The organism is Eoetvoesiella caeni (assembly GCF_003315175.1).
Classification (GTDB): domain Bacteria; phylum Pseudomonadota; class Gammaproteobacteria; order Burkholderiales; family Burkholderiaceae_B; genus Eoetvoesia; species Eoetvoesia caeni.
On the sequence record NZ_QNRQ01000018.1, the window covers coordinates 21,239 to 41,380 of the forward strand.

Sequence of the window (20,142 nt, forward strand, 5' to 3'; positions counted from 1 at the left end):
TGTTCATGAGGGTTCTGGGGATTTCTTGTTTTTAGGGGCACACCCTTGGGGACTTAAAGTGTAAACGTCTGATAAAGGCAACATCCGATGCTATACGGGACTCATACTTGGTTTTCTACGTCATTACAGGCGCATGCGATGCGATCCTGTTCAAAGCTACCCCTAATGCCCGATCATCGAATAAACGATTTTTACGCGCGGCGGCATGCTTTCCCCCTTGCCAGTGGTGTAGGCCCTCGCGCAATGCGGGAACATTGGGTGTGACATGTTCCTTGGCTAGCAGCCAATCAACAGTTGCCAATAATTCCATGCCAAAAGGGGATTCAAAGCCGTCAATGGCAGCGGCTGTTTCTTCAAGCGCAGGGAGGTAAGCTTTAGCCTCTGTCTTCAAGTATGTTTGGACAAAGTCCTTGCGCTCGTCGTCAAACCAAATAACGTCAAGCGGTCCAGCATCACTGATACGTTTTTCACAGTGAAGATAGCTTCCATCCAAGCCTTCAAGCAAGTGACGCAGGCGATCTGCATAAGGTCCGTATTGATGAGCTTTAAACCTCAAGTCCAGAGAGGGCAAACCCGCTTTTTCAATGGAGCGTTCCAGAAACCAGGCTAGTTTCTGTATCTCTAAAAGGCTGCATTCCATGCCTAGAACCCAATAGCGGCGCACAAGCTCGGCGATTAGAGCGCGAGCTGGCGTGAGTTTTTCCACCCCTGTTCGTTTGGCTACATTCTGATATTTTTGTGTGGGCTCGAAGACGATGATATCCAAATCTAGATCGCTAAGCTCTTTTTCGATAATGGAGCGTACTTCGCTCCATGCCAAACCGCCATTACCTGCTCCCAACGGAGGAATTGCAATGGACTTGATCTTCTTCTCAAGCAAGAACCGGCGCAGGTCCTGCAGGCCATCAACAATCCACTCCAGGCGCGATGGCGAGCGCCAATGCTGTTTGGTCGGAAAGTTGACGATCCAGCGTGGACCGGCTAGCTCATTGACTTCGGTAATGAACATTTTTCCCGTTTGTACCTCATTTGCCTTGCAGGCCGCAGCGTACAAACGGTAGTTGTCGGCGAAGCGCTCTTTGAACATCAGGGCGATGCCCTTACCCATCACCCCTACAGTATTGACCGTATTGACCAATACTTCGGCGTCTGCTTCCAGTAGGTTTCCGTGCGTGTAAGTAATCATTAGAAGTACCATTGCGGCATTACATGCACCGCCAGTTGCAAACCTTGTGCTCGGATTTGCGTATCAAGTTGAACCTTTATGGCCTCCGTATAGCACACCACACCCAACAAGCCATGTACCGGTACGCTTTGGTGTACCAAGGTCTCTGCCTGATAGCGTTCAATCTGCTCCGGGTCGTCGGCGTTACGGGCGAAATTCCTCGCTTGTAGCAGAGGCCAATCGATGTGAAAAAGGTCGTCAATCTGATTGTAATACTGAGCCATAGCGGTATAGGCATGGCGATCAGTAAAAACAAACTCTAGCCCCACTTCCCGGATGCGATGAACGCTTGATACCAATATACATATGTCCTGATTCAGACGTTTGGGTACACCGCCACGCCCCGTATAGATGTTATACATCATAGGAGAAAACGGAGTGAAATAAAACGGGACATAGTCCGACAGGCATCCACCTGGTGCGATCGGAACAACCCGTGTGCTACGTCGGCCGATCAACTCCGAGTTGCCGATTGTAACGAAGTGGGGATCGCGCACCGTAGAGTTCATGCAATGCAAACCGTGTTGGAGAATCCATGCGAGATTCTCTAGGTGAACAATTCGCCAGATCAACGCACGATCCGAGTTCAGGTTGGGGTAGTGGTTCGCCATTGGCTATTTCAAGTATTGCAGCATGGTTACGTTGATCCCGAAATACGCAGTCACGAAATAATAGCTAGCCAATAGAAAGAATGGTAGTGGATCCATGAGATTTCAAGCCGCTTTCGTTCTCTCGTTGGTCGGTGCTGTGATCTGCGGATTGCAACCCGGTAGTTCACGAATGAGGGCCTGCATCCATGCCGGCAGTGTGTTGAAGCCTGAAATCAAATCCTGGCGGATGGCATCGCCTTGTGTATCGGCGAGCAGTTGGGTCAATCGTTTGATGATGCGGGGCTTGTCAGCAGGCAGAGTGTCCTTTAGCCAATGCAGTGCCTGTACGACACGCATGGCCGGGCGGCCGGCCCAATACAGACGGCTCGGTGCGGTGAGCTTGAATGTGACGGTCAGGTTGTCGAGCTGGATGGTGCGCCGGCGTGCATCCGTATGGATGGTGACATGCGCGGGCACGGCGTCCGTCAGGCCCAGGTCGTTGGCGGCGGTCATGCCATCGACGAGCAGGCGCAGTTGGTCGCGGCGGGCGATCGCATCCACGATGGCACGATAGTCGGGAGTCGCTGCCTTCGTGGTCAGGCTGTTCACCTTGGGCCTGTCATACAGGCCACGGTCGATACGGCGAAGTTCGCCGGTCGCAACCAGGCGCTGAAGCGCCTTGTCCATGGCACTTCGGCTACCGAGGTGAGAAAAATCAGTCGGCGTCCAGACTTGGCCGGGAGCGGCTGCGGCGATGTGGGCGAGGATTTGCGCTTTGAGATCGTTCATAAAAATGCCTATGTCCGACATTTGTATGCGTTTTTCGGACTTTTGGCAAGTTTATCCGAAATTTGTAGTTATTTTTCGGACTTATGGCTAATGAGCAGCGGGTTACTTAACTCTTATGAACCTACTCGCGTCGAGTCTGCATTGCCCCGGACAGCCGGACACCGATGCGGTCCACGATGTCGTTATGGCTCTTCGTGCCTCTCCAGGTCGGATGGCCGTGAAGACCCTACCTCCACTGTCTGCTATTGGAGGGAGGCGGTCTTGCTGTTCCCTTCACCGTATCACGGCGTTCGCGCAGTAAAGGGCTGCGCGTGCCGGCACGCTTGCGGCCAGGTGGCCGTCTATCGACCCCTGACTGCTTGCGCTGCGCCGTGCTGAACACGGTTCCGGGCAATTCCGCCCGAGTAACCGGAGCACGATCATGTCGCAATCATCCTTTTCCTCTCTCGATTCCGCTTTGCTGGTACATGACGCGCAGGGGCGCTATCTGCCGGCGACCACAGACCAGATTCTTGAAGCGGCCCGCCAGGCGGTTGACCAGAAACTGGTGCGCGGCACGGCGTTTACGTCGCCAGCGGTCGTCAAAGAATATCTGACGGCAAAACTGGCTGGCTTCGACGTGGAGATGTTTGCTGTCCTCTTCCTGGATTCGCAGCATCGTTTGATCGAATACGTGGAGATGTTCCGAGGCACGCTCAATCAAGCCTCGGTCTATCCGCGTGAGGTCGCCAGGGCGGCGTTGAACCGTCACGCGGCCGCTGTGATCGTGGCGCATAATCACCCAAGCGGGAATCCCGAGCCGAGCGCGGCGGACAAGGCGCTGACCGCGCATCTCAAGAAGGCACTGGCGCTGCTCGATGTCAATACGCTGGATCACGTCGTTGTGGCTGGGCGGGAAACGGTGTCGTTTGCCGAGCGCGGCCTGCTGTAGGGATGGGGGGCGTGAACTGTACTCCAAAGGTTGGAATAGCGTTCAACTTTTGGGGTGCAGTTCATCGGCCTTTTGTACAGAGCCAGGCTGTCCGATGCTGCTTTGTTCGAGGCGGTTCAGAAGATGAAAAGTTCTGCTACCGCTGCATCGACGATGTGCAAGCAGGAGCTAGGCAGGGCTTAGCCAACTGGCCCAACGCTAAAGCGCCTCAACATCCTTGTCCAGAAAGGACTCCGGGTCATCCTTGGATTCACCTACATTTTTGCCACAATCATCTAATTTCGGTTACGATCTCTTACTCGCTCAACACGTCTATGGAGGTGATAGGTGGCAGAAAAACGGAACGTGTTTATCAGCCATGTCCATAAGGACGACGACGGGCTAAAAAAGCTCAAAGATCTGCTGGCTCCGAAAGGAATGGATGTGAGGGACTCCTCTATTCATACCGGGAAATTTAACAATGCTACGGATGAGCACTACATCAAGACACAGATTTTGGCCCCAGCCATAAACTGGGCAGGCGTATTTATTTGCTACGTTTCACCTCAAACCAAGGATAGTAACTGGGTGAACTGGGAAATCGAGTATGCGGCCAAGCAAGGGAAACGTATTGTTGGCGTCTGGGAGCATGGTGAGAAGGAGTGCGATATTCCCGAGGCACTGAGAGAGTATGCCGATGCCCTCGTCGGCTGGAATGGTGACTCGATCATTGATGCCATCGACGGAAAAGATACATGGGAAAAACCCGATGGTGGTGCCTGTGACTCGGTTCCTCTGAAAAGGCATCCTTGCAGATGACACGTATCCACTCTTACGTGGTGCGTTACGACAGTGGTTTCGCCCCTAATCCGTTCTATGAATACTGCACACTGGCAACTTGTAAGCCACCTATACGTAGTAGGGCCGCCATCGGTGATTGGGTGGTCGGCAGTGGCAGCAACGATCGACGTATTCAACGAGGTGGGTATCTGGTGTACGCGATGCGGGTCACCGAAACGTTGACATTTGATGAATATAGTGTGGATCCACGATTCCAGTCCAAAAAACCTTATCGCAATGGTAGTCGGAAACAAAGCTGTGGGGACAATATCTACTTCCGAACCTCGCCAGCCGTCGCTTGGCAGCAACGTGATTCCTTTCACTCGCTCCCCAGCGGTTTACTAAACCCCGAACATGTCACTCGCGACACAGCGGTAAATAGGGTTCTGATAAGCAATGACTTCGTGTACTTCGGGGGGGAGGGACCAGAATTCCCGGAAGGGCTAAAAGACAAGAAAGGCCGAAGCCTATGCAAAACAGGAAGAGGTCGAACTATTTTCGACGATCCAGAACTGACCGTACACTTGGAGCGATGGATTCGTAGCCTTAGGGTGAGTGGATATCAGGGCGCTCCATTTGAATGGCTAATGCTTCGGAGGTAACTGATGCACAAGGAAGCTTCTCTGCTGCTTTCGGACTACGCTTCAGAAATTGCAGCTACGGATGTATTGAATCCGACTGACTTCAATCCCGTCCTTCAAGGGCTTTATGGAGAAGTCGGTGGAATAATGGCTACGGCCAAAAAGCATGTCCGGGAAGAGTCTGCGTATCCAGGTTTCAGAAGGGCGGCAGAAGAAGAATTTGGCGATACCCTTTGGTATCTAGCTGCAATCTGCCGACGAATGCGAGTACCCCTTGAGGATGTTTTCGCCGAAGCAGCAAATCACGGAAACTTCAAGAACATTGGAGCGGCAAGCGATATCGCTGAAGGTGCACTGGCTTACATCGCCATGCCAGTGTCGGCACCAGCGTCGTTGGACGTTACTCTAGTACGCTTAGGCCAAGCCGCCGCTGCCATGCTGGGAAGTAGCCCCATGCGCGATGACGTAGTTACATTTGCACGAGCCTATCTTGATGCTATCCATGCGTCGGAGTTGATGTTTTCGAGCGTAGCGCGGGGGAATCTCCGGAAAGCTAGGGGCGCATTCTTAGATCCACAGCCTGCTGACCTAATTGACCTTGACTTCGATAGTGAGTTTGGAATTGAAGAGCAGCTTCCTAGAGATTTTAAAATCCGAGTCAATCAACGCGGCAGCGGTAAAAGCTATCTTCAATGGAATGGTGTGTTCATAGGTGATCCTCTGACTGACAACATCGCTGACCGAGATGGCTACCGATTCCATGATGTTTTCCATTTCGCATACGCGGCTATATTGCATTGGTCGCCCGTGATACGGGCATTGATCAAACACAAGCGAAAGAGTCAGTCCAAGTACGATGAAGAGCAAGACAGTGGTCGGGCAATCGTCGTTGAAGAAGGGCTTACGGCTTGGATTTTTTCCAGGGCTAAGGAACTGAACTTCTTCGAGAATCAAGAAAAAATTTCTCTTGGAATTCTCAAAACCATCGGTGAGTTCGTGAGTGGCTACGAGGTCGAGAGGTGTCCACTAAAACTTTGGGAAAAGGCCATTTTGGACGGTTATTCTGTATTCCGTAACATCAAGAGAAACCAAGGCGGTTGGATCATCGGAAATCGAGAAGAACGTACTTTACAATATATGCCACTTGAGTCTGAACAATGAAACTTCACCCCTTCGTTGAAGCCGTTTCTTCACTACAATTCGAGAACTGCTTTAATCCTTATTCTGATCGCTGCGAACTTCATGATCGTCGAGATGCACCACGTCGTCGTGCTGCTGCGCTTTCCGCGTTATTACGTTGCGCTAGCGAGAAGCCTGTAGATGCGATTTGGATTGGCCGAGATTTAGGATATCGCGGAGGTCGCCGTACAGGGCTAGCCCTGACTGACGATGTTCACATGAGCCAGCATGCCAAGCGTTGGGATATTGATCTGGCCCCAGAACGGCCGACAGTAGGTGATGCTGTAGCCGAGCGAACCGCTGCAGTCATATGGGGAATGCTAGAGCACATTGATGCTCGCATTTTTTTATGGAATGTTTTCCCACTGCATCCGCATGAATCAGGGGATCCATTTACCAACCGGCAGCATAATGCCCGCGAAAGGCGAGCTGGCGAAGAGCTGCTGCAGCAGCTTATTGTTTTACTCCGCCCCTCGCGCATTATCGCCATCGGCAACGATGCTGCCGCAGCCGCTCATCGAATCACAGATGGCTTGCCCGTCATTTGCGTGAGGCATCCGAGCTATGGTGGGCAAACGCAGTTTCAAGGGCAAATCACGGATCTTTATGGGCATTCCATAAAAACAGGATCACTATGTTGACGAAGTGTTTTGCGTCCTAGTGAGAGCGGATGCCTCACTGATTGTCGCTTGTAGGTAGGTCACCCTCGCTACGCAATCTCTACGGACTTTTGGATGCGCGCAGCCTATCGCGCTGATAGTGGGAGCGCTACAAACCTTCCGCAGCATTGTGACTTCATAATCGGCTTTTGTAGCACAGTGACGAACGGAGCACTATTTAAGCGTGCCGTCCGTAGTTGCGACCAAATGAACGTGAAAGAGGCGCGCAAAGTCCACATCGGCAAGCTCTGTGTCAGAGAAATATCCATGCTCCTTAGCGAGGTTTAGGGCAGCCCCTCCGGGTGCAGGCACCGGCAGCACTTTAGACGTAGGATGGCATCGCCTGAAAATTTCATGCTCGACTTCCACCCCCTCCATCCCGCCGATGAAGACAGCAGCAACTAAATCTTCACGCGAAAGCATTATTTCGCGCATGAACTGCAAGCTCGCGCCCCTATCATCCGGCACTGCCTCGGTGAGGACGACGTTCTGGAAACGCCTGTTTTCTTCAGGATAGCGATCCTGAAAGAATTTGCTTTGATACAGCACTACGGATTGCGAGTAATCCATGCCTAAGTCTTCGCAAATGCTCCAGATCATTGGCGTAATAGCTGGATGTCCACCCCACACGATCTTGTGCTGCCGAATGACGGCCATGATCAATTCTCGCACCGCACATTGGATGAGAAATGGGTTGGCAGTTTCGTGATATTTGCCTCGGTCAACAAGTGGCACGCTGGCGGAGAGAAAAATAGCACCCATACTTTAAGCCTCCCAATCTGCAAATTGCCAACCAGCCTCGCTGGCCTTGACCCACCGTGCCGAGTGGATGTGCTGCCCTAACCACTCTAAATGCCCCAACCAACGAGGATGCAGACCGATGTGATCGTACACAACGGCTACAGATTGATTGGGCGAATTCCTGGATGCGTCGTGCAGCGTTGTTGATGTGGGAACACCGACCGTCGGGTAAACGACTACGTTCCGACCATCAGGCAATTGGATATGAACTGCTTTGTGGGTTCCCACTCCAATGACCTGTCCGCCGATAGTTTGTACTGCATTGCGTATGTTGCTTACAAGATTGATGGAGCGAACTGCATGGCTTTGGCTTCGGACTTCCTCAAGTTGCAAGCAAATGCGCTCCACAGCGTCATCAGCGATGTGTCCGGTAGCCTGATTAACTTCCTCAGGTAATAGCTCGGCGCGGCTTGCTGTTGCCGTGCGGGCAGAGGGGGTCGCGTCTGGCCAGCCTACCCGCAAAACGCTGATACCTTTCGCCAGAGCTCTTCCGAATTCTGCGCTAGTCCATCGGCTTTCGAAGTACCTTGGCGTATCAAGCATCAAGAGAACGTCAGAATCGCAAAGGCGATGCCATAGCATTGTCTGAAAGTCTTCTGCAGGAGGAATACCGTGTGTATCAAGGAACACATCGAAGAGCCGCGAAGACAGAGCGTCGAACAACTGCAAAGCAGCCTCTCGGGCTTCATCGCGGCGGTAGCTGACGAATACTCGGCGTTGCCGGGGCAGTAAGCCAGCACATTCCAACAATGCGGTCGCAACGCGTTGTGCACCACCTGCTGTATACACTAGACAGTTGAGCGGTTGCAATATTCCCGGAATTTCGGTACTGACTCTACTGAGATCCGACGCCACGGGCAGCAACGGTATGCCACGTTCTAACAGATTTGCAATATTGGCGAGAGGTGCATTCTCACCGCCGAAAAAGACAGCAGCTGCTGATCGCTGTTGTTGAGGATTGAATGTTTCGGGACAAATTTCCCATCCCACCTCTTGACCCAGCCGAAGATTGAACATGCCCACGGCGTGGGACAAGATATTCTCAAGCTCAGAAATCTGAGCGGCACTTGGAGCTCCAAGTATTCCAAGTTGATATAGAGAAGGCATGTTTACTTTAGCCACATAATTTTAAAAAATCGGGCGATAGCGTCCCGTTTCATACACGATCCTTATGGCTCTCCAAAAAAATTAATACCTTTGCCATGCTGGCGCTAACTGACCATCCAAGAATCTAGATCGAACGTACACAAAAGAATCCTTACCCACCTCATTCCCTCGTTCAGTCATTTCTTCAATTGCTTCTACATCGTCAAGTTTAATTTCTATCGGAGTCTGTTGATTAATCCGAAGATGGCGCGTTGGGCCTAAAAATCCCTCGGCCAGAACTAGTGCTCCATGCTCCTGAGCAGCAAAGAAGAGATCGGCACTATTGGGCGCCCATCCAGCTTTCCCCTTTCCAAGTGATTCCGTGAAATCGCTTTCATTACCCATCGTGCCGACGCTTAAGACATCTATTCGATCTAGTGGTATTTTTAGATAACGAACAGCCTCTGCCAGTGCGGGGAGAATAGGATTGTTTGCCCAAACACCACCATCGAGAAAAGATTCAGGAGCAACCGGTCCATCCCAGACAGACTCGTCAAAATATGTAGGAGCAGCTGACGATGCGAGAGCTGCTTCGACCGCTGAGATGTCACGAAATGCTGTTCTATCTGGGCTATGAGCTGTGACAATAGCTTCAGCCTGCCCATGTTTCGCTCTTACTGTAGGGATAACGAGTCTGCAGCACGAGGAGTCAGTTATTTTCCTATCACCATATACTTTAAACAGTAAATCTCGGAGTGTGGAAGATTCGTGCTTGGATCTCAGCCAATGCCGAAGTTTTCTATCTTTTGGGAAAATTAATGGCCCTTGTGCTTGGTAGAATTTCAGTATATCTCGTGGAGTTATTCCGAGGGCTAGCCCAATCGCAAGTATTGCACCAGTGGATGTGCCAGCTACTAAATCGAAATGCGATATTAGATTGTTGCCGCCACCCCCTCTGAGCATATCATCCCACTTTGCCAAAACGGCGGCAGTGAACGTCCCTCGCAACCCTCCTCCATCAAGAGCAAGAATTCGAAAATTCCGACTCCGCGATACACTGCGTCGCACTAGCGGTAGAAGCTTTAGCTGAGTAACAATCGTTTCTACAATACGTTCAATAGATGTATCGTTTGCAATTTCACGATTCGCATCTTCAGATAGTCCATTTTGTAGCCTCGAAGGCAAGCTCGGGTTGTCCTTTATATAACCTGCGATTGCTCCTCCAAATCCCGCAACAATGAATCCTGGTTTTCCGAGTTCCAGCATCGCATCGAGTTCTGTGGGGACACCTGCTTTGGCCTTGTTTATGTCCCACCACTTACCTCCAACGCAGACAACCGCATCCGATCGCTCAGCCATCCAGTCTCGCATGGGCGTTAAATCACTATTGCTTACTCCATCAGTCTCGGCGGGAACTATCTGTACTGCTGCGAATTGGCGTTGAATTTCTATTTCTGTAATTTGCTCATCTGTTTCGGCAAACTTTTGAGCTCGCACCAATGTTAATGCACCCACCTCGCCGCCAGCTTGAAGAAAATCTTTTGCGGCATCTTCTAATGGTTTAGACAAGGATGGGTGACTTCCATGAATTACCGAGCCTCCCTCGCTAAATATTCGTGAGGCGAGCGTGTTCACAAACAAGCATATTTCTTCTTTCCGTTCATCTAGAGCAGATCCTGAGAGATGAATTCGCACCCCGGCAAGAGGCTGTCTTGAGGTCATGAATAAACCTTGTTGGCTAGGACGATTTTATTAGGCGTAATTTCCTCTAATCTCAATAGCTTTTTCAATCCAGTCCTCTAAGTTTTCCTTGATATGGCTGTACACGTTAGTGCTAGTGGAATATGGCGGGTTGTAAGTTTTCACAATCTTATCCATGGAGACACCGTTTATGGTGAGCTTTGAAAATGGATTGAGTCCTTTTTCTGATTGATCTCCATCACTATCCTTGAGGTTATGGATATGGATTCCGAGTATTCCCTTATTATCTACCCATGCTTTTTTTATTTCATAGTTGATCCACTTTCGTCCAGCGGTATTCTGTCCGATGAGAACGATCGCAACTGACTTCCCTTTTAATTGGGCATCAATCCAGTCTTGAATTGCATCATCTCCGCCCGCCTTAACATCTTCCCAAGCGTTATCGGAAGCCGGCTTGTTTCCCTCAATAACACCCATGCTTCTAACCTGAGCAGCTCTCCAATTGTCTGGCTTGTAGTGAAAGCTGTAAAAGGCTTTACGCGTCATTTTCCCTCCTAATATTTCTTCGCGGCTAAAGGCATATTCTCCAGTCACAATTTACAACAGATGTATTCGTTTTGTGAAACTTAGTTGAATTGCTAGGGACAACCCTAATCAGGAAAGCATACCCGGTCGCGCTGTCAGACTACGTATCGAGCCGCCTGTCGGGTTTCGTTCCCGGAAGGCTTGCATTGTTCCCTCACCTCACTTTACTCGGCTGACGCCTTCGGCCCGGCTTCTCAGCTTCGGGCCTGCGCGCTGGCGCTTGCGTGCAGCCTGCACACCAAGACGGGCCGTTGCCTGCTCAACCACCTTTCCTGACTTCATCACCTTGTCCGCGACTGTAGCCCGTGGCCGCGTGCCGTCAAGGCGCGCCAGGCCGTGTCCTCGGCTCTCGCCTGCGGGCCGCACCCCCCTGACGCTTCTCTCCTTGACGGCCCACGTTCGTGGGCTCCTGACCGTCGCGGGCGACGAACTCAGGACAGACGGTGGCAACGAGGCCAACCGGGTTCTTCGTGCCGACCGCACAACAACAGCTCAAAAGCCTTGGGCTTCCGAATCTAGGAATCCGGTGTGCGGCAAACAGCAAACCCTTTCTTTGTCAGGAGAAACATCATGCTTGCATCCCGCTTCGGTTCCCACTCCCCGGTGCTTCGCAGCGACCGCCCGCTGTCGGACGATCAGATCCGGGCCGTGGTGCCGTCCATCTATGCCGATGCGCCACACCAAAGCCGTTCAGAACGCTATCGCTACATTCCTACGGCGGCGGTACTGACGGAACTACGGAAAGAGGGGTTTCAGCCCTTCATGGTGACGCAAACGCGTGTGCGTAACGAAGATCGACGCGAACACACCAAGCACCTGATTCGCCTGCGTCATGCCAATCAGGTCAATGACAGCATCGCCAATGAAATCATTCTCTTGAACTCGCACGATGGCACGAGCAGCTACCAGATGCTGGCCGGGGCGTTTCGTTTCGTGTGCAGCAATGGGCTGGTGTGCGGCGACACGGTGGCCGATGTGCGCATCCCGCACAAAGGCGACATTGCCGGGCAGGTGATCGAAGGCGCGTACGAGGTGCTGGCGGGTTTCGAGCGGGTGCAGGAATCCCGCGAGGCCATGCAGGCCATCACACTGGGTGATGGCGAAGCCGAAGTATTCGCCCGCGCAGCGCTGGCCCTGAAATACGACGACCCGGATAAGCCCGCGCCCATCACCGAAAGCCAGATTCTGATGCCGCGCCGGTATGACGACCGCCGCCCCGATCTGTGGATGACCTTCAACCGTTTGCAAGAAAACCTCACCAAAGGCGGCTTGCGGGGCCGCAGCGCCAACGGACGCCGTCAAAGCACCCGAGCGGTGCAAGGCATTGATTCCGACATTCGCCTGAATCGTTCCCTGTGGCTGCTGGCCGAGGGCATGCGCCAGTTGAAAGCCTGATTTCCCTACGTGGCAGGGGCAGGCAGCCACCCTTGCCGCGCTTTTCATGGCTGCAATGTAAAACCTCAAGGAGTGTTCACCATGAACGCGATCAACCACACCGAAGTCCAAGTTATCGACACCGCTACGCCCGAAGCCGCCGCCCCGGCGCAAAACCTGATTCTCGTACCGCTGTCGCAGCTTCGCGCTTCAAAGCGCAACGTGCGCAAGACCAAGACCGCAGGCCAGTCGATTGATGCGCTGGCCGAGAGCATCGCCCGCGTGGGGTTGCTGCAAAACCTCACCGTCATCGCCGCCGTCAATGGCGAGCATTACGAGGTCGTGGCCGGTGGCCGCAGGCTGGCGGCGCTCAAGCTGCTGGCGAAGAAGCGCCGCATCGCCAAGGATTGGGAGGTTCCATGCCTGCTGGTGGCGGACGCCAGCGCCCGCACCGTGAGCCTGACCGAGAACGTGCAGCGCGAAGCCATGCACCCGGCTGACCAGTTTGAAGCGTTCGCCGCGCTGGTCAAAGAAGGCCGACCCATCGAAGACATTGCGGCGGATTTCAGTGTGACCCCGCTGGTGGTGCAGCGGCGCTTGAAGCTGGCGAACGTCTCGCCGCGTCTGCTGGCCGATTACCGCGCTGATGCGGTGAACCTTGAACAGTTGATGGCCCTTGCCATTACGGACGATCATGCGGCGCAAGACGCGGCGTTTTACGATGCGCCCGAATGGCAGCGCCAGCCCCACGCCTTGCGTGATCGGCTGACCGAGCGGGAGATTGACGCAGGCCATGCACTGGTGCGTTTCGTTGGGCTGGATGCCTACGAAGCCGCAGGCGGCGGCATCCGCCGTGATTTGTTCGCGCAGGATGATAGCGGCGTGTATGTCACCGATGCGGCGCTGTTGGAAACGCTGGTGCGCCAAAAGCTGGACGAACACGCAGCCACCGTGAAGGCCGAGGGGTGGGCATGGGTGGATGCCACACCCGCCGCCTCCTATGCCGATTTGCAAACATTCCAGCGCGCCCCGCGTGAGCGGCGCAACCCCACCAAGCGGGAAAGCGACCGCATGGACAAGCTGGAAACCAAGATGCAGGCCATTGGTGAAGCCATCGATGCGGCGTTGGAAGATGACGACGAGGAAAAGGCCGACGCCTTGCAGGCCGAAGGCGATAGCCTGGGCGAACAATTGCAGGCGCTGGAAGATCGTTTGCTGGATTACGCCCCGAACGTCAAAGCCGCTGCCGGTGCCATCGTCACGCTCGATCGGCAAGGGGAAATTGTCGTGCATCGCGGTCTGATGCGCGAAGCCGAAGCGAAGGCGCTGCGCACCTTGGAACGGCTGCGGCAGGGTTTCAGGGGCGAAGACGACACGAACGACGACGAAGACGACGCGCAGCCCAAGGCCGCTTCTATGTCCGACCGGCTGGCGCAACGCTTGAGCGCCCACCGCACCGCTGCGCTGCAAATCGAATTGGCCCGGAATCCACAAACCACCCTGGCCGCTGTGGTGCATGGCATGGTGCAGACGGTCTTGCAAAAGGGGTATTACTATCGTGATAGTTTGCCGCTGGAAATACGCCTGACCGAGCAAAACCGGCTGGAAAGCCTGGCCCCGGACTGGCCCGAATCCCCCGCCGCCGTGGCGCTGGCCGAATTGCAAAAGACCATAGGCGAGGACTTGCCCCAGGACAGCCCCGACCTGTTCGCCGTCTTGTTGGCAAAGTCGCAAGATGAACTGGTGCGGCTGCTGGCAGTGTGCGCGGCGGCAAGCGTGGATATTGTCACACCCCGCGCTACGGCGCAGCAACCGGGTGCGGTACTGGCGCAGGCCGTGGGGCTGGACATGGCGGCATGGTGGCAGCCGACCGCCGAAGGTTATTTCAAGCATGTGTCCAAGGCCGTGATTCTGGATGCCGTGGGCGAGTTCGCACCTGACCACGTATCCCGGCTGGCGAAGCTGAGGAAGGCCGATATTGCCAGCGAAGCGGAACGGCTGGTGCAGGGTACGGGCTGGATGCCCACCATCTTCCGGGGGGAAGCCCCGCAGGATGCGGCGGCAGACGAAGACGGCGCAACCGTCGAGAATGCCGACGCGCCCACTGAACCGGCTGATGTAGTCGCAGCATAACTCCGACGAGTGACCAGCGCTCCGGTTCCAGCCGGGGCGCTGGCGGTTTATGGGTTCATTTAGCACCGTCCCTCATGTCCTTCTGCCATGGGGGACGGTGAGCAAAATCCGGGCGCTGCATCGCCGCGCCCGGTGATAACAGCCAAAGCGAAAAGCCAAATCAGCCGGTCGCCGCCCACGGGGCCAGCGGCGACCGGAGCCTATGACACAAGCGCGCTTGGGGGCGGACGGCCATCGCTGCGCTGGACAAATAGCAGCCCATCCAGGCGCAAGGCACGGAATGACAAGGGCTGTCATAAAATTTTCATGGCTTATGCACAGGCTTGCTCACAGAATCTGTGGATAAATCCGTGCGTGCCGGCGCAGCGCCGCCGGGCTGTCGGACTTCGCTCCATGCTGGCTTTGCCGTCACGGCCATTCGGCTTCCATCCCTCACGCCTTCGCGCCGGGGGCGCTGCGCACTGCGCTTGAACGTTGCGCGACCCGCAACGATTACAGTCTGGCTGCGTTGCACGCAGAGGATTCCAACGCAAAACCCAGTGACACGGTGGGGGCTGTTTTGCTCCCGGCCATTGTGTCATGCCGTTCTTATTTTCAAGGGCGGCGCGTCGCCGTGGGCGCCGCTTGCGGCCGCTGGCCGTCTTCGACCCTTGAAACCTGCGCTGCGCCATGCCTTCGGGTTCCGGGCAATTCCGCCCTGAACACTGGAGCGCATCATGAACAACACCATCGCCGCACTGAGCTATGACAACATGGACGAGGCCTGCACCCTGTATGTACGCAGTCCCAGTGGCCGCTACAAGCTGGCCAGCGACGAGCAGATTCTGGCGGCGGGCCGTAACGCTGCGGAAAGCTTGGTTTCCCAATCGTCGCCGGTCGATCAGCCGACCAAGGTAAAGCAGTTTTTTCAGGCCAAGCTGGCCGGGCTGGGCCACGAATGCGCCGCCTTCCTGTATCTGGACTCACGTTTCAAGCCGATTCGCTACATCGAGCAGGGGTCGGGCACATTGAATCAAGCTAGCGTCTATCCCCGCGAGATCGTGAAAACTGCCCTGCGACTCAATGCCGCCGCGCTCATCATGGCGCATAACCATCCGTCCGGTTCAACTGAGCCAAGCATGGCAGACCTGAACCTGACCAAGCATCTGAAAAACGCGCTGGCGTTGATAGATGTACGGCTGCTCGATCATGTCATCGTGACGGCGGCCAGCACGGCCTCATTGGCCGAGCAGGGGCAGGTGTAAAGCTCCGACAACCGCACAGGGCGTTAGGTCCTGTGCGGTTGTTAAATAAGCAGGGTCAAGTGCTTGCGGCTTCTTCTGTATAGCGCCCGCCAACGGCGGCGCGGGTAAGACTACGCCTGGACTGGCTGGCGCAGGTTGCACGCACGCGTGTCGTCCTCGATGCTGGCAGGTGTTTGTCTGGACATCACGAGGGACGGTTCACCGATACGCCGCCCAGCCTGAGCTTATGGAACTTCCACACCGCGCCTTCAAAGGCAGCGCCGCAGTGTGCGGCGGGGATGTTTTCGCCCAACATCGGCAACTTGGTTCTTGCCCGCGTCAGGGTGCTTACCGGTCGAGCATGTATGCGGTGAAACCGAGTCCGCCACCTCTCCTTGCAGGACGGTCGGCCTGTACGTCCTTGTCTTGTCGTGAATCCTGGCGGGGGACGGCAAGCCTTGGGCTGATGGGCCGCAACCGTCCAGCACAAACAATTTCCCCTGCGCTACGCGCATTCCTCGCGGGACAAATTCTGTGTGCTTCCCGGCCCTCCACGCTGTTACGGCCGCTTGCGCGGTGCGGCCCGCCCACCCCCGCCGACCGGATCACAACAAGGACGCACTGGCGCGACCTTGATTTCCTGAAAGGAGTATCACCATGGCTACCATCGGCACCTTCACCGCAGATAACAACGGCTACACCGGCACCCTGCGCACCCTGACGCTCAACGTCAAGGTCAAGCTCGTTCCCAACGACAAGGGCGAAAACGGTAAATCCCCCGACTTCCGCCTGCAGGCCGCCGGCAATGACATCGGCGCGGCGTGGAAGAAAACCAGCGAGGCCGGGCGGGAATACTTGTCCGTCACCCTGGACGACCCCACGTTCCCGGCTACCGTCTACGCCCGCCTGATCGAAAACGAGGACGGCACGCATGATCTCCTGTGGACGCGTAGCAAGCCGCAGGCGGCTTAAACCACCGCGCGCCCCGCCTTTTGGCGGGGCACTATGCACCCGACGGCCCATGGCGGCGTTGCCGCCCCAGACCTTATTCTGAGACCTTGCCTTCGGCAAGCTGGGCTTCTGTCCGGGTCATGAGCACTGCCGTGCTGCATTCGAGCGCGCCGGCGATCTTGAAGATGATGCCCAAGGTGGGCGTGTGTTCGCCGCGCTCGATCTTGCCCAAGTGGGAGCGTTCAATGGTGGCCAGATTCGCCAACATTTCCTGGGCGATGCCGCGCTCCGTGCGCAAGGCACGCACCGCCATGCCGAAGGCTTGCGCCAATTCGGCATCGTAGGTGGTGGCGCCCAGGGGTCGACCGCGCTGGATGGATCGCTTCTGCATAGACAGAAGGTTCGTTTGGCGGCACAATTAAAACCACGTTATCTTTAACTCATTCATCTAAACTTTATTTTCTTTTTGTGTCATTACGGAAATCCGTATTGACGTATTAACTTAAAATCGGAGAACCCCAATCGTGCTTTGCATGCCTTGCGCACAAATGGCATTACGATTGCCCGCATTTACGGCTTCAAGACAAACCGCTTGCGGGTCTTCGCACAAAAGCACAAAGACAGATCAGCGGCTTTACGCTTTGGCAGAGAAAATGTGATCCATCCACTCATTACTAACGAAGAGCGTGCGCAATTGCTTGCGCATGGGCAAGCGCGCGCCACAGGCCAGCGCATCGACCCGCTGCCCGTTGTACGGATCTTCACGCCGGACGCCCATGCGACCTGGCTGCTGGCCAGTCTTGACCCGATGGATGGCGATACGGCCTATGGCCTGATCGACCTGGGGATAGGCATGCCGGAGTTGGGAGCGGTGCAGCTTTCCGCCTTGGCCTCCATCGTCGGCCCACGCAAGCAACCCGTGATGCGTGACCGCTATTTCCAGGCGGTACGCCCGCTCTCGGAATATGTGCGCCTGGCAAAAGAAAACGGTTCGATCACGGATTGAAACCGGTGGCTGCGATCAAAACGCGCCGTCCATCCAGCCAGGGCGCATTGAGACTATTTCGGTCATATTCAAGACCGGTACGGTCTGAATCAGGAGTCTTGCAGAAAAGCGCAGCAGCTCAGACTTAAATAGTCATGATCTTTTGCACGCAATGCGCCAGGGTGATGAGTGCTGCACGCTGATTGTTTAGCGGCGTGGGCGACGCATTCAGATCAACAGCGCAAGGGTTAAGACGCAATCGGGCTTGATGGTTTTAGTTTCATTTTATGCGATTGGTAGTTAAATCTTAACGTATTGAAACTGCGTTGTGTTTGTTTTTCTATGCCGTCGCCCCGCTGAGTAAAAAAGGGGGTTGCGTCATGGCCGATTCGCTCGCCACCAATCACTGGCATCCGCCAGCCGCGTATCTCTATATCCTGCATCTGGACGGCCCGACGCTGGCCTGGGAGTACCTGCGCAGAAACCCTGATTACCGGCTCGACTGGCTGCGCCGCCATCGCCACCCGGACGCGGGGCATCACTGGGGTTTGCACCTGTTGGAAGCCCCAGCGCTAGATGCCCGTGATGCTCACCCGATCTGGCTTTCTGATCACGATACTGTGGTGCAGCTCCACCTGGATGCCGACCCGCTGCCTGATGCAGCGGCTTTCGCGTTCTGGCATATCCCTGGCCGCAAATATCTGATCCACGATGGCAAGCGCCTGGTGCTGGTGGCGCAGCGGCTGGGCTGCGCCATGCGGCTCGTACTGGCTCCGGGTCTGGAGGACGGCATGGCCTTTCTGTACGCCATCCGGGCAAGCGCCACGCCCAGCGCACGCTATCGCGTATTCGCGGCCACGCTGGACGCATTGGCCGCCGCCACGAACATCATGCCAGTGGCCACAACCCGTTCTCGGCCCACACCAACTGCATTGCTGGAACTGCACACCTTGCAGGCGCTCGACGCGACCCTGGCGGGCGCGTCCTTGCGCGAGGTGGCCGAAGGACTGTTCGGTGTGGATGCCGTTGTGGCGGACTGGCACGCCGACAGCGCCTTGCGCGCCCGCGTGCGGCGGCTGGTGCGTCGCGGCGATGCGCTGATGCGCGGCGGCTATCGCCGACTGGCGCAGCTTCCAGCGCCACTGGCTCGATGAGGGGGACGTTTCGCACCCCCTGCAAAACGTCCCTGAGCAAGCGCCTCCTCTTTGTTGAGACTGTCTGCATCCGGCCGCGCTGCGTGGCCGGGCGTTCTCAACCGATGGAGGTTCACCCCATGCGACCCGCACCTTTACGGCCTGCCGCCGCTCCCGCTGCTTTCGCCGCTGCGCCCGCGCAACCCCAACGTTACCTCACCAATGACGAGGCCGCCGACTATCTGCGCCTGTCGCCGCGCACGCTGGAAAAGCAGCGCGTGATCGGCGGCGGACCGAAGTTTCGCAAGTTCGGCCGGCGCGTCATGTATGCCGTGGCAGACCTTGATGCCTGGGCCGATGCGCGCAGCTATGAGGCCACGTCCGACCCGGAATACGCCGAGCGTCACGCGGGCGACTACCGTGATGGCCGTTGATCGTCGGCTCGCCGGTGGCCTTCGCCATGTCCAGCCCTTCGCCGTCATTGAGGCAACGACCACCGCAGCAGCGCGAACAACTGGCGTTGTTCCGCGCACTGCCGGGCGAGGACATGGCGCCGCGCGATGCCCAGGACTTGATGGCCTATCCCTTCTTTTCGCTGGCGAAGTCGCGCCGCATCGCGCCCATCGACTTTCGCAGCGGCCACATCACCATTCGCGTGGAGGGCACGGCCGAGCATGGCATTGCCACCATCTGGGATGCCGACATCCTGATCTGGGCCGCCAGCCAGATCGTGCAAGCCCGCGATGCGGGCCTTCGCAGCTCACGGCTGATGCAGGTGCGTCCCTACGAAATCCTGCGCTTTATCGGGCGCGGCACGGGCTTGCGCGACTACCAGCGCCTGAAGGCGGCGCTGGACCGTCTGCAATCGACCACGGTGGCGACATCCATTCGGGAAACCACGGGGCGGCGACTGCACCGCTTTTCCTGGATAAACGAATGGAAGGAATTGGCCGATGCCAGCGGCAAGCCGCTGGGTATCGAACTGGTCCTGCCGGACTGGTTCTATGCCGGGGTGATGGATGCCGCCCTGGTGCTGACCATCGACCTGGCGTACTTCCGGCTGACCGGTGGTATCGAACGCTGGCTGTACCGTCTCGTGCGCAAGCACGGCGGCAGACAGGAAGATGGCTGGCAGTTCGACTTTCGACACCTGTATCGCAAGTCGGGCAGTGTGGCGCGTTTCTACGACTTTGCCGCCGACTTGCGCGCCCTGGTGAACAAGCAATCCTTGCCGGGCTACGTCCTGGGCATCGAGCTCATACCGGAGAACAGAATCGAATTGCTCACCTTCCGGCCCGTGTCGCCCACGGCACGGGGATAAATCTGTGGATAAGCTGTGAGTATCCTGTGGATAGTGTCGTGCTATCAGGCAACAGAACACTCGTGCTATCAGGCAA

The 20,142-nt window shown here is 55.9% G+C and carries 21 protein-coding genes; 13 read left to right on the plus strand and 8 right to left on the minus strand.

The features are described 5' to 3' along the window. Positions 1 to 115: 115 nt before the first annotated feature. The 3 genes from darG to DFR37_RS20730 all read right to left on the minus strand — a co-directional run bounded on the left by darG (position 116) and on the right by DFR37_RS20730 (position 2,604). Positions 116 to 1,186 carry a type II toxin-antitoxin system antitoxin DNA ADP-ribosyl glycohydrolase DarG gene (gene darG, locus DFR37_RS20720; RefSeq protein WP_113935085.1) on the minus strand — a complete coding sequence of 357 codons (1,071 nt, stop codon included), beginning with the start codon at positions 1,184 to 1,186 and terminating at the stop codon, positions 116 to 118. Further along, entirely contained in the window at positions 1,186 to 1,836 is a 651-nt protein-coding gene (gene darT, locus DFR37_RS20725; RefSeq protein WP_113935086.1) for a type II toxin-antitoxin system toxin DNA ADP-ribosyl transferase DarT, read from the minus strand. Before darT ends, darG begins: the two co-directional genes overlap by 1 nt. Before the next feature lie 102 nt (positions 1,837 to 1,938). Further along, positions 1,939 to 2,604, minus strand: a complete 666-nt coding sequence (locus tag DFR37_RS20730; protein WP_113935127.1) for a DUF6088 family protein — start codon at positions 2,602 to 2,604, stop codon at positions 1,939 to 1,941. Between the two features lie 421 nt (positions 2,605 to 3,025). Here DFR37_RS20730 and radC point away from each other — a divergent pair, with 421 nt between their 5' ends. The 5 genes from radC (at position 3,026) to DFR37_RS20755 (ending at position 6,755) form a co-directional block, all read left to right on the plus strand. Continuing rightward, positions 3,026 to 3,535, plus strand: coding sequence for a RadC family protein (radC, locus tag DFR37_RS20735; RefSeq protein WP_113935087.1), 510 nt, complete (start codon positions 3,026 to 3,028; stop codon positions 3,533 to 3,535). 327 nt (positions 3,536 to 3,862) lie between these two features. Continuing rightward, positions 3,863 to 4,333 (plus strand): TIR domain-containing protein, encoded by a 471-nt coding sequence (locus tag DFR37_RS20740; RefSeq protein ID WP_113935088.1) that lies wholly within the window; start codon positions 3,863 to 3,865, stop codon positions 4,331 to 4,333. Then, entirely contained in the window at positions 4,330 to 4,956 is a 627-nt protein-coding gene (locus DFR37_RS20745; protein WP_113935089.1) for an Nmad2 family putative nucleotide modification protein, read from the plus strand. Before DFR37_RS20740 ends, DFR37_RS20745 begins: the two co-directional genes overlap by 4 nt. A gap of 3 nt (positions 4,957 to 4,959) precedes the next feature. Then, positions 4,960 to 6,096: a nucleoside triphosphate pyrophosphohydrolase family protein gene (locus tag DFR37_RS20750; protein WP_113935090.1), complete on the plus strand. Its 1,137-nt coding sequence runs from the start codon at positions 4,960 to 4,962 to the stop codon at positions 6,094 to 6,096. Then, positions 6,093 to 6,755 carry a uracil-DNA glycosylase gene (locus DFR37_RS20755; protein ID WP_113935091.1) on the plus strand — a complete coding sequence of 221 codons (663 nt, stop codon included), beginning with the start codon at positions 6,093 to 6,095 and terminating at the stop codon, positions 6,753 to 6,755. The genes DFR37_RS20750 and DFR37_RS20755 overlap by 4 nt, the downstream gene beginning before the upstream one ends. A 192-nt stretch (positions 6,756 to 6,947) precedes the next feature. On the opposite strand, the gene thcA is transcribed toward DFR37_RS20755, so the two are convergent. From thcA to DFR37_RS20775, 4 genes are all read right to left on the minus strand, one after another. Continuing rightward, positions 6,948 to 7,535, minus strand: coding sequence for a Thoeris type III anti-phage system protein ThcA (gene thcA, locus DFR37_RS20760; RefSeq protein WP_113935092.1), 588 nt, complete (start codon positions 7,533 to 7,535; stop codon positions 6,948 to 6,950). A 3-nt stretch (positions 7,536 to 7,538) separates the two neighbouring features. Next, positions 7,539 to 8,681, minus strand: coding sequence for a Thoeris type III anti-phage system protein ThcB4 (thcB4, locus tag DFR37_RS20765; protein WP_113935128.1), 1,143 nt, complete (start codon positions 8,679 to 8,681; stop codon positions 7,539 to 7,541). Between the two features lie 81 nt (positions 8,682 to 8,762). Then, entirely contained in the window at positions 8,763 to 10,382 is a 1,620-nt protein-coding gene (locus DFR37_RS20770; RefSeq protein ID WP_113935093.1) for a CBASS cGAMP-activated phospholipase, read from the minus strand. Between the two features lie 30 nt (positions 10,383 to 10,412). Next, positions 10,413 to 10,907, minus strand: a complete 495-nt coding sequence (locus tag DFR37_RS20775) for a TIR domain-containing protein (RefSeq protein ID WP_113935094.1) — start codon at positions 10,905 to 10,907, stop codon at positions 10,413 to 10,415. 606 nt (positions 10,908 to 11,513) lie between these two features. On the opposite strand from DFR37_RS20775, the gene DFR37_RS20780 reads away from it, so the two are divergent. The 4 genes from DFR37_RS20780 (at position 11,514) to DFR37_RS20795 (ending at position 16,648) form a co-directional block, all read left to right on the plus strand. Continuing rightward, positions 11,514 to 12,341, plus strand: coding sequence for a DUF932 domain-containing protein (locus DFR37_RS20780; RefSeq protein ID WP_180148094.1), 828 nt, complete (start codon positions 11,514 to 11,516; stop codon positions 12,339 to 12,341). 81 nt (positions 12,342 to 12,422) lie between these two features. Continuing rightward, a complete protein-coding gene (locus DFR37_RS20785) occupies positions 12,423 to 14,453 on the plus strand; it encodes a ParB/RepB/Spo0J family partition protein (RefSeq protein WP_113935096.1) in 2,031 nt (676 codons plus the stop codon). Between the two features lie 716 nt (positions 14,454 to 15,169). Next, on the plus strand, positions 15,170 to 15,697 hold the full coding sequence (locus DFR37_RS20790) for a JAB domain-containing protein (protein WP_211317322.1): 528 nt from the start codon (positions 15,170 to 15,172) through the stop codon (positions 15,695 to 15,697). Positions 15,698 to 16,333: 636 nt separating this feature from the next. After that, complete coding sequence (locus DFR37_RS20795) at positions 16,334 to 16,648, plus strand: DUF736 domain-containing protein (protein WP_113935098.1); 315 nt, start codon at positions 16,334 to 16,336, stop codon at positions 16,646 to 16,648. A 73-nt stretch (positions 16,649 to 16,721) separates the two neighbouring features. Here DFR37_RS20795 and DFR37_RS20800 read toward each other — a convergent pair whose 3' ends face one another. After that, positions 16,722 to 17,018, minus strand: coding sequence for a helix-turn-helix domain-containing protein (locus DFR37_RS20800; RefSeq protein ID WP_113935099.1), 297 nt, complete (start codon positions 17,016 to 17,018; stop codon positions 16,722 to 16,724). Positions 17,019 to 17,285: 267 nt separating this feature from the next. Here DFR37_RS20800 and DFR37_RS20805 point away from each other — a divergent pair, with 267 nt between their 5' ends. From DFR37_RS20805 to DFR37_RS20820, 4 genes are all read left to right on the plus strand, one after another. Beyond that, positions 17,286 to 17,633 (plus strand): DUF2958 domain-containing protein, encoded by a 348-nt coding sequence (locus tag DFR37_RS20805; RefSeq protein WP_180148096.1) that lies wholly within the window; start codon positions 17,286 to 17,288, stop codon positions 17,631 to 17,633. Between the two features lie 359 nt (positions 17,634 to 17,992). Continuing rightward, complete coding sequence (locus DFR37_RS20810; RefSeq protein ID WP_113935100.1) at positions 17,993 to 18,766, plus strand: DUF2285 domain-containing protein; 774 nt, start codon at positions 17,993 to 17,995, stop codon at positions 18,764 to 18,766. Between the two features lie 119 nt (positions 18,767 to 18,885). Continuing rightward, on the plus strand, positions 18,886 to 19,179 hold the full coding sequence (locus DFR37_RS20815; protein WP_113935101.1) for a helix-turn-helix transcriptional regulator: 294 nt from the start codon (positions 18,886 to 18,888) through the stop codon (positions 19,177 to 19,179). Between the two features lie 26 nt (positions 19,180 to 19,205). After that, entirely contained in the window at positions 19,206 to 20,066 is an 861-nt protein-coding gene (locus tag DFR37_RS20820; RefSeq protein ID WP_113935130.1) for a replication initiator protein A, read from the plus strand. Positions 20,067 to 20,142 lie beyond the last annotated feature (76 nt).

What these genes read in the sequence shown, in the direction of transcription:
- darG (WP_113935085.1), bottom strand. Translation starts at nt 1,186, where the DNA reads ATGATTACTTACACGCACGGAAACCTACTGGAAGCAGACGCCGAAGTA.
- darT (WP_113935086.1), bottom strand. Translation starts at nt 1,836, where the DNA reads ATGGCGAACCACTACCCCAACCTGAACTCGGATCGTGCGTTGATCTGG.
- DFR37_RS20730 (WP_113935127.1), bottom strand. Translation starts at nt 2,604, where the DNA reads ATGAACGATCTCAAAGCGCAAATCCTCGCCCACATCGCCGCAGCCGCT.
- radC (WP_113935087.1), top strand. Translation starts at nt 3,026, where the DNA reads ATGTCGCAATCATCCTTTTCCTCTCTCGATTCCGCTTTGCTGGTACAT.
- DFR37_RS20745 (WP_113935089.1), top strand. Translation starts at nt 4,330, where the DNA reads ATGACACGTATCCACTCTTACGTGGTGCGTTACGACAGTGGTTTCGCC.
- DFR37_RS20750 (WP_113935090.1), top strand. Translation starts at nt 4,960, where the DNA reads ATGCACAAGGAAGCTTCTCTGCTGCTTTCGGACTACGCTTCAGAAATT.
- DFR37_RS20755 (WP_113935091.1), top strand. Translation starts at nt 6,093, where the DNA reads ATGAAACTTCACCCCTTCGTTGAAGCCGTTTCTTCACTACAATTCGAG.
- thcA (WP_113935092.1), bottom strand. Translation starts at nt 7,535, where the DNA reads ATGGGTGCTATTTTTCTCTCCGCCAGCGTGCCACTTGTTGACCGAGGC.
- thcB4 (WP_113935128.1), bottom strand. Translation starts at nt 8,681, where the DNA reads ATGCCTTCTCTATATCAACTTGGAATACTTGGAGCTCCAAGTGCCGCT.
- DFR37_RS20770 (WP_113935093.1), bottom strand. Translation starts at nt 10,382, where the DNA reads ATGACCTCAAGACAGCCTCTTGCCGGGGTGCGAATTCATCTCTCAGGA.
- DFR37_RS20775 (WP_113935094.1), bottom strand. Translation starts at nt 10,907, where the DNA reads ATGACGCGTAAAGCCTTTTACAGCTTTCACTACAAGCCAGACAATTGG.
- DFR37_RS20785 (WP_113935096.1), top strand. Translation starts at nt 12,423, where the DNA reads ATGAACGCGATCAACCACACCGAAGTCCAAGTTATCGACACCGCTACG.
- DFR37_RS20790 (WP_211317322.1), top strand. Translation starts at nt 15,170, where the DNA reads ATGAACAACACCATCGCCGCACTGAGCTATGACAACATGGACGAGGCC.
- DFR37_RS20795 (WP_113935098.1), top strand. Translation starts at nt 16,334, where the DNA reads ATGGCTACCATCGGCACCTTCACCGCAGATAACAACGGCTACACCGGC.
- DFR37_RS20800 (WP_113935099.1), bottom strand. Translation starts at nt 17,018, where the DNA reads ATGCAGAAGCGATCCATCCAGCGCGGTCGACCCCTGGGCGCCACCACC.
- DFR37_RS20810 (WP_113935100.1), top strand. Translation starts at nt 17,993, where the DNA reads ATGGCCGATTCGCTCGCCACCAATCACTGGCATCCGCCAGCCGCGTAT.
- DFR37_RS20815 (WP_113935101.1), top strand. Translation starts at nt 18,886, where the DNA reads ATGCGACCCGCACCTTTACGGCCTGCCGCCGCTCCCGCTGCTTTCGCC.
- DFR37_RS20820 (WP_113935130.1), top strand. Translation starts at nt 19,206, where the DNA reads ATGTCCAGCCCTTCGCCGTCATTGAGGCAACGACCACCGCAGCAGCGC.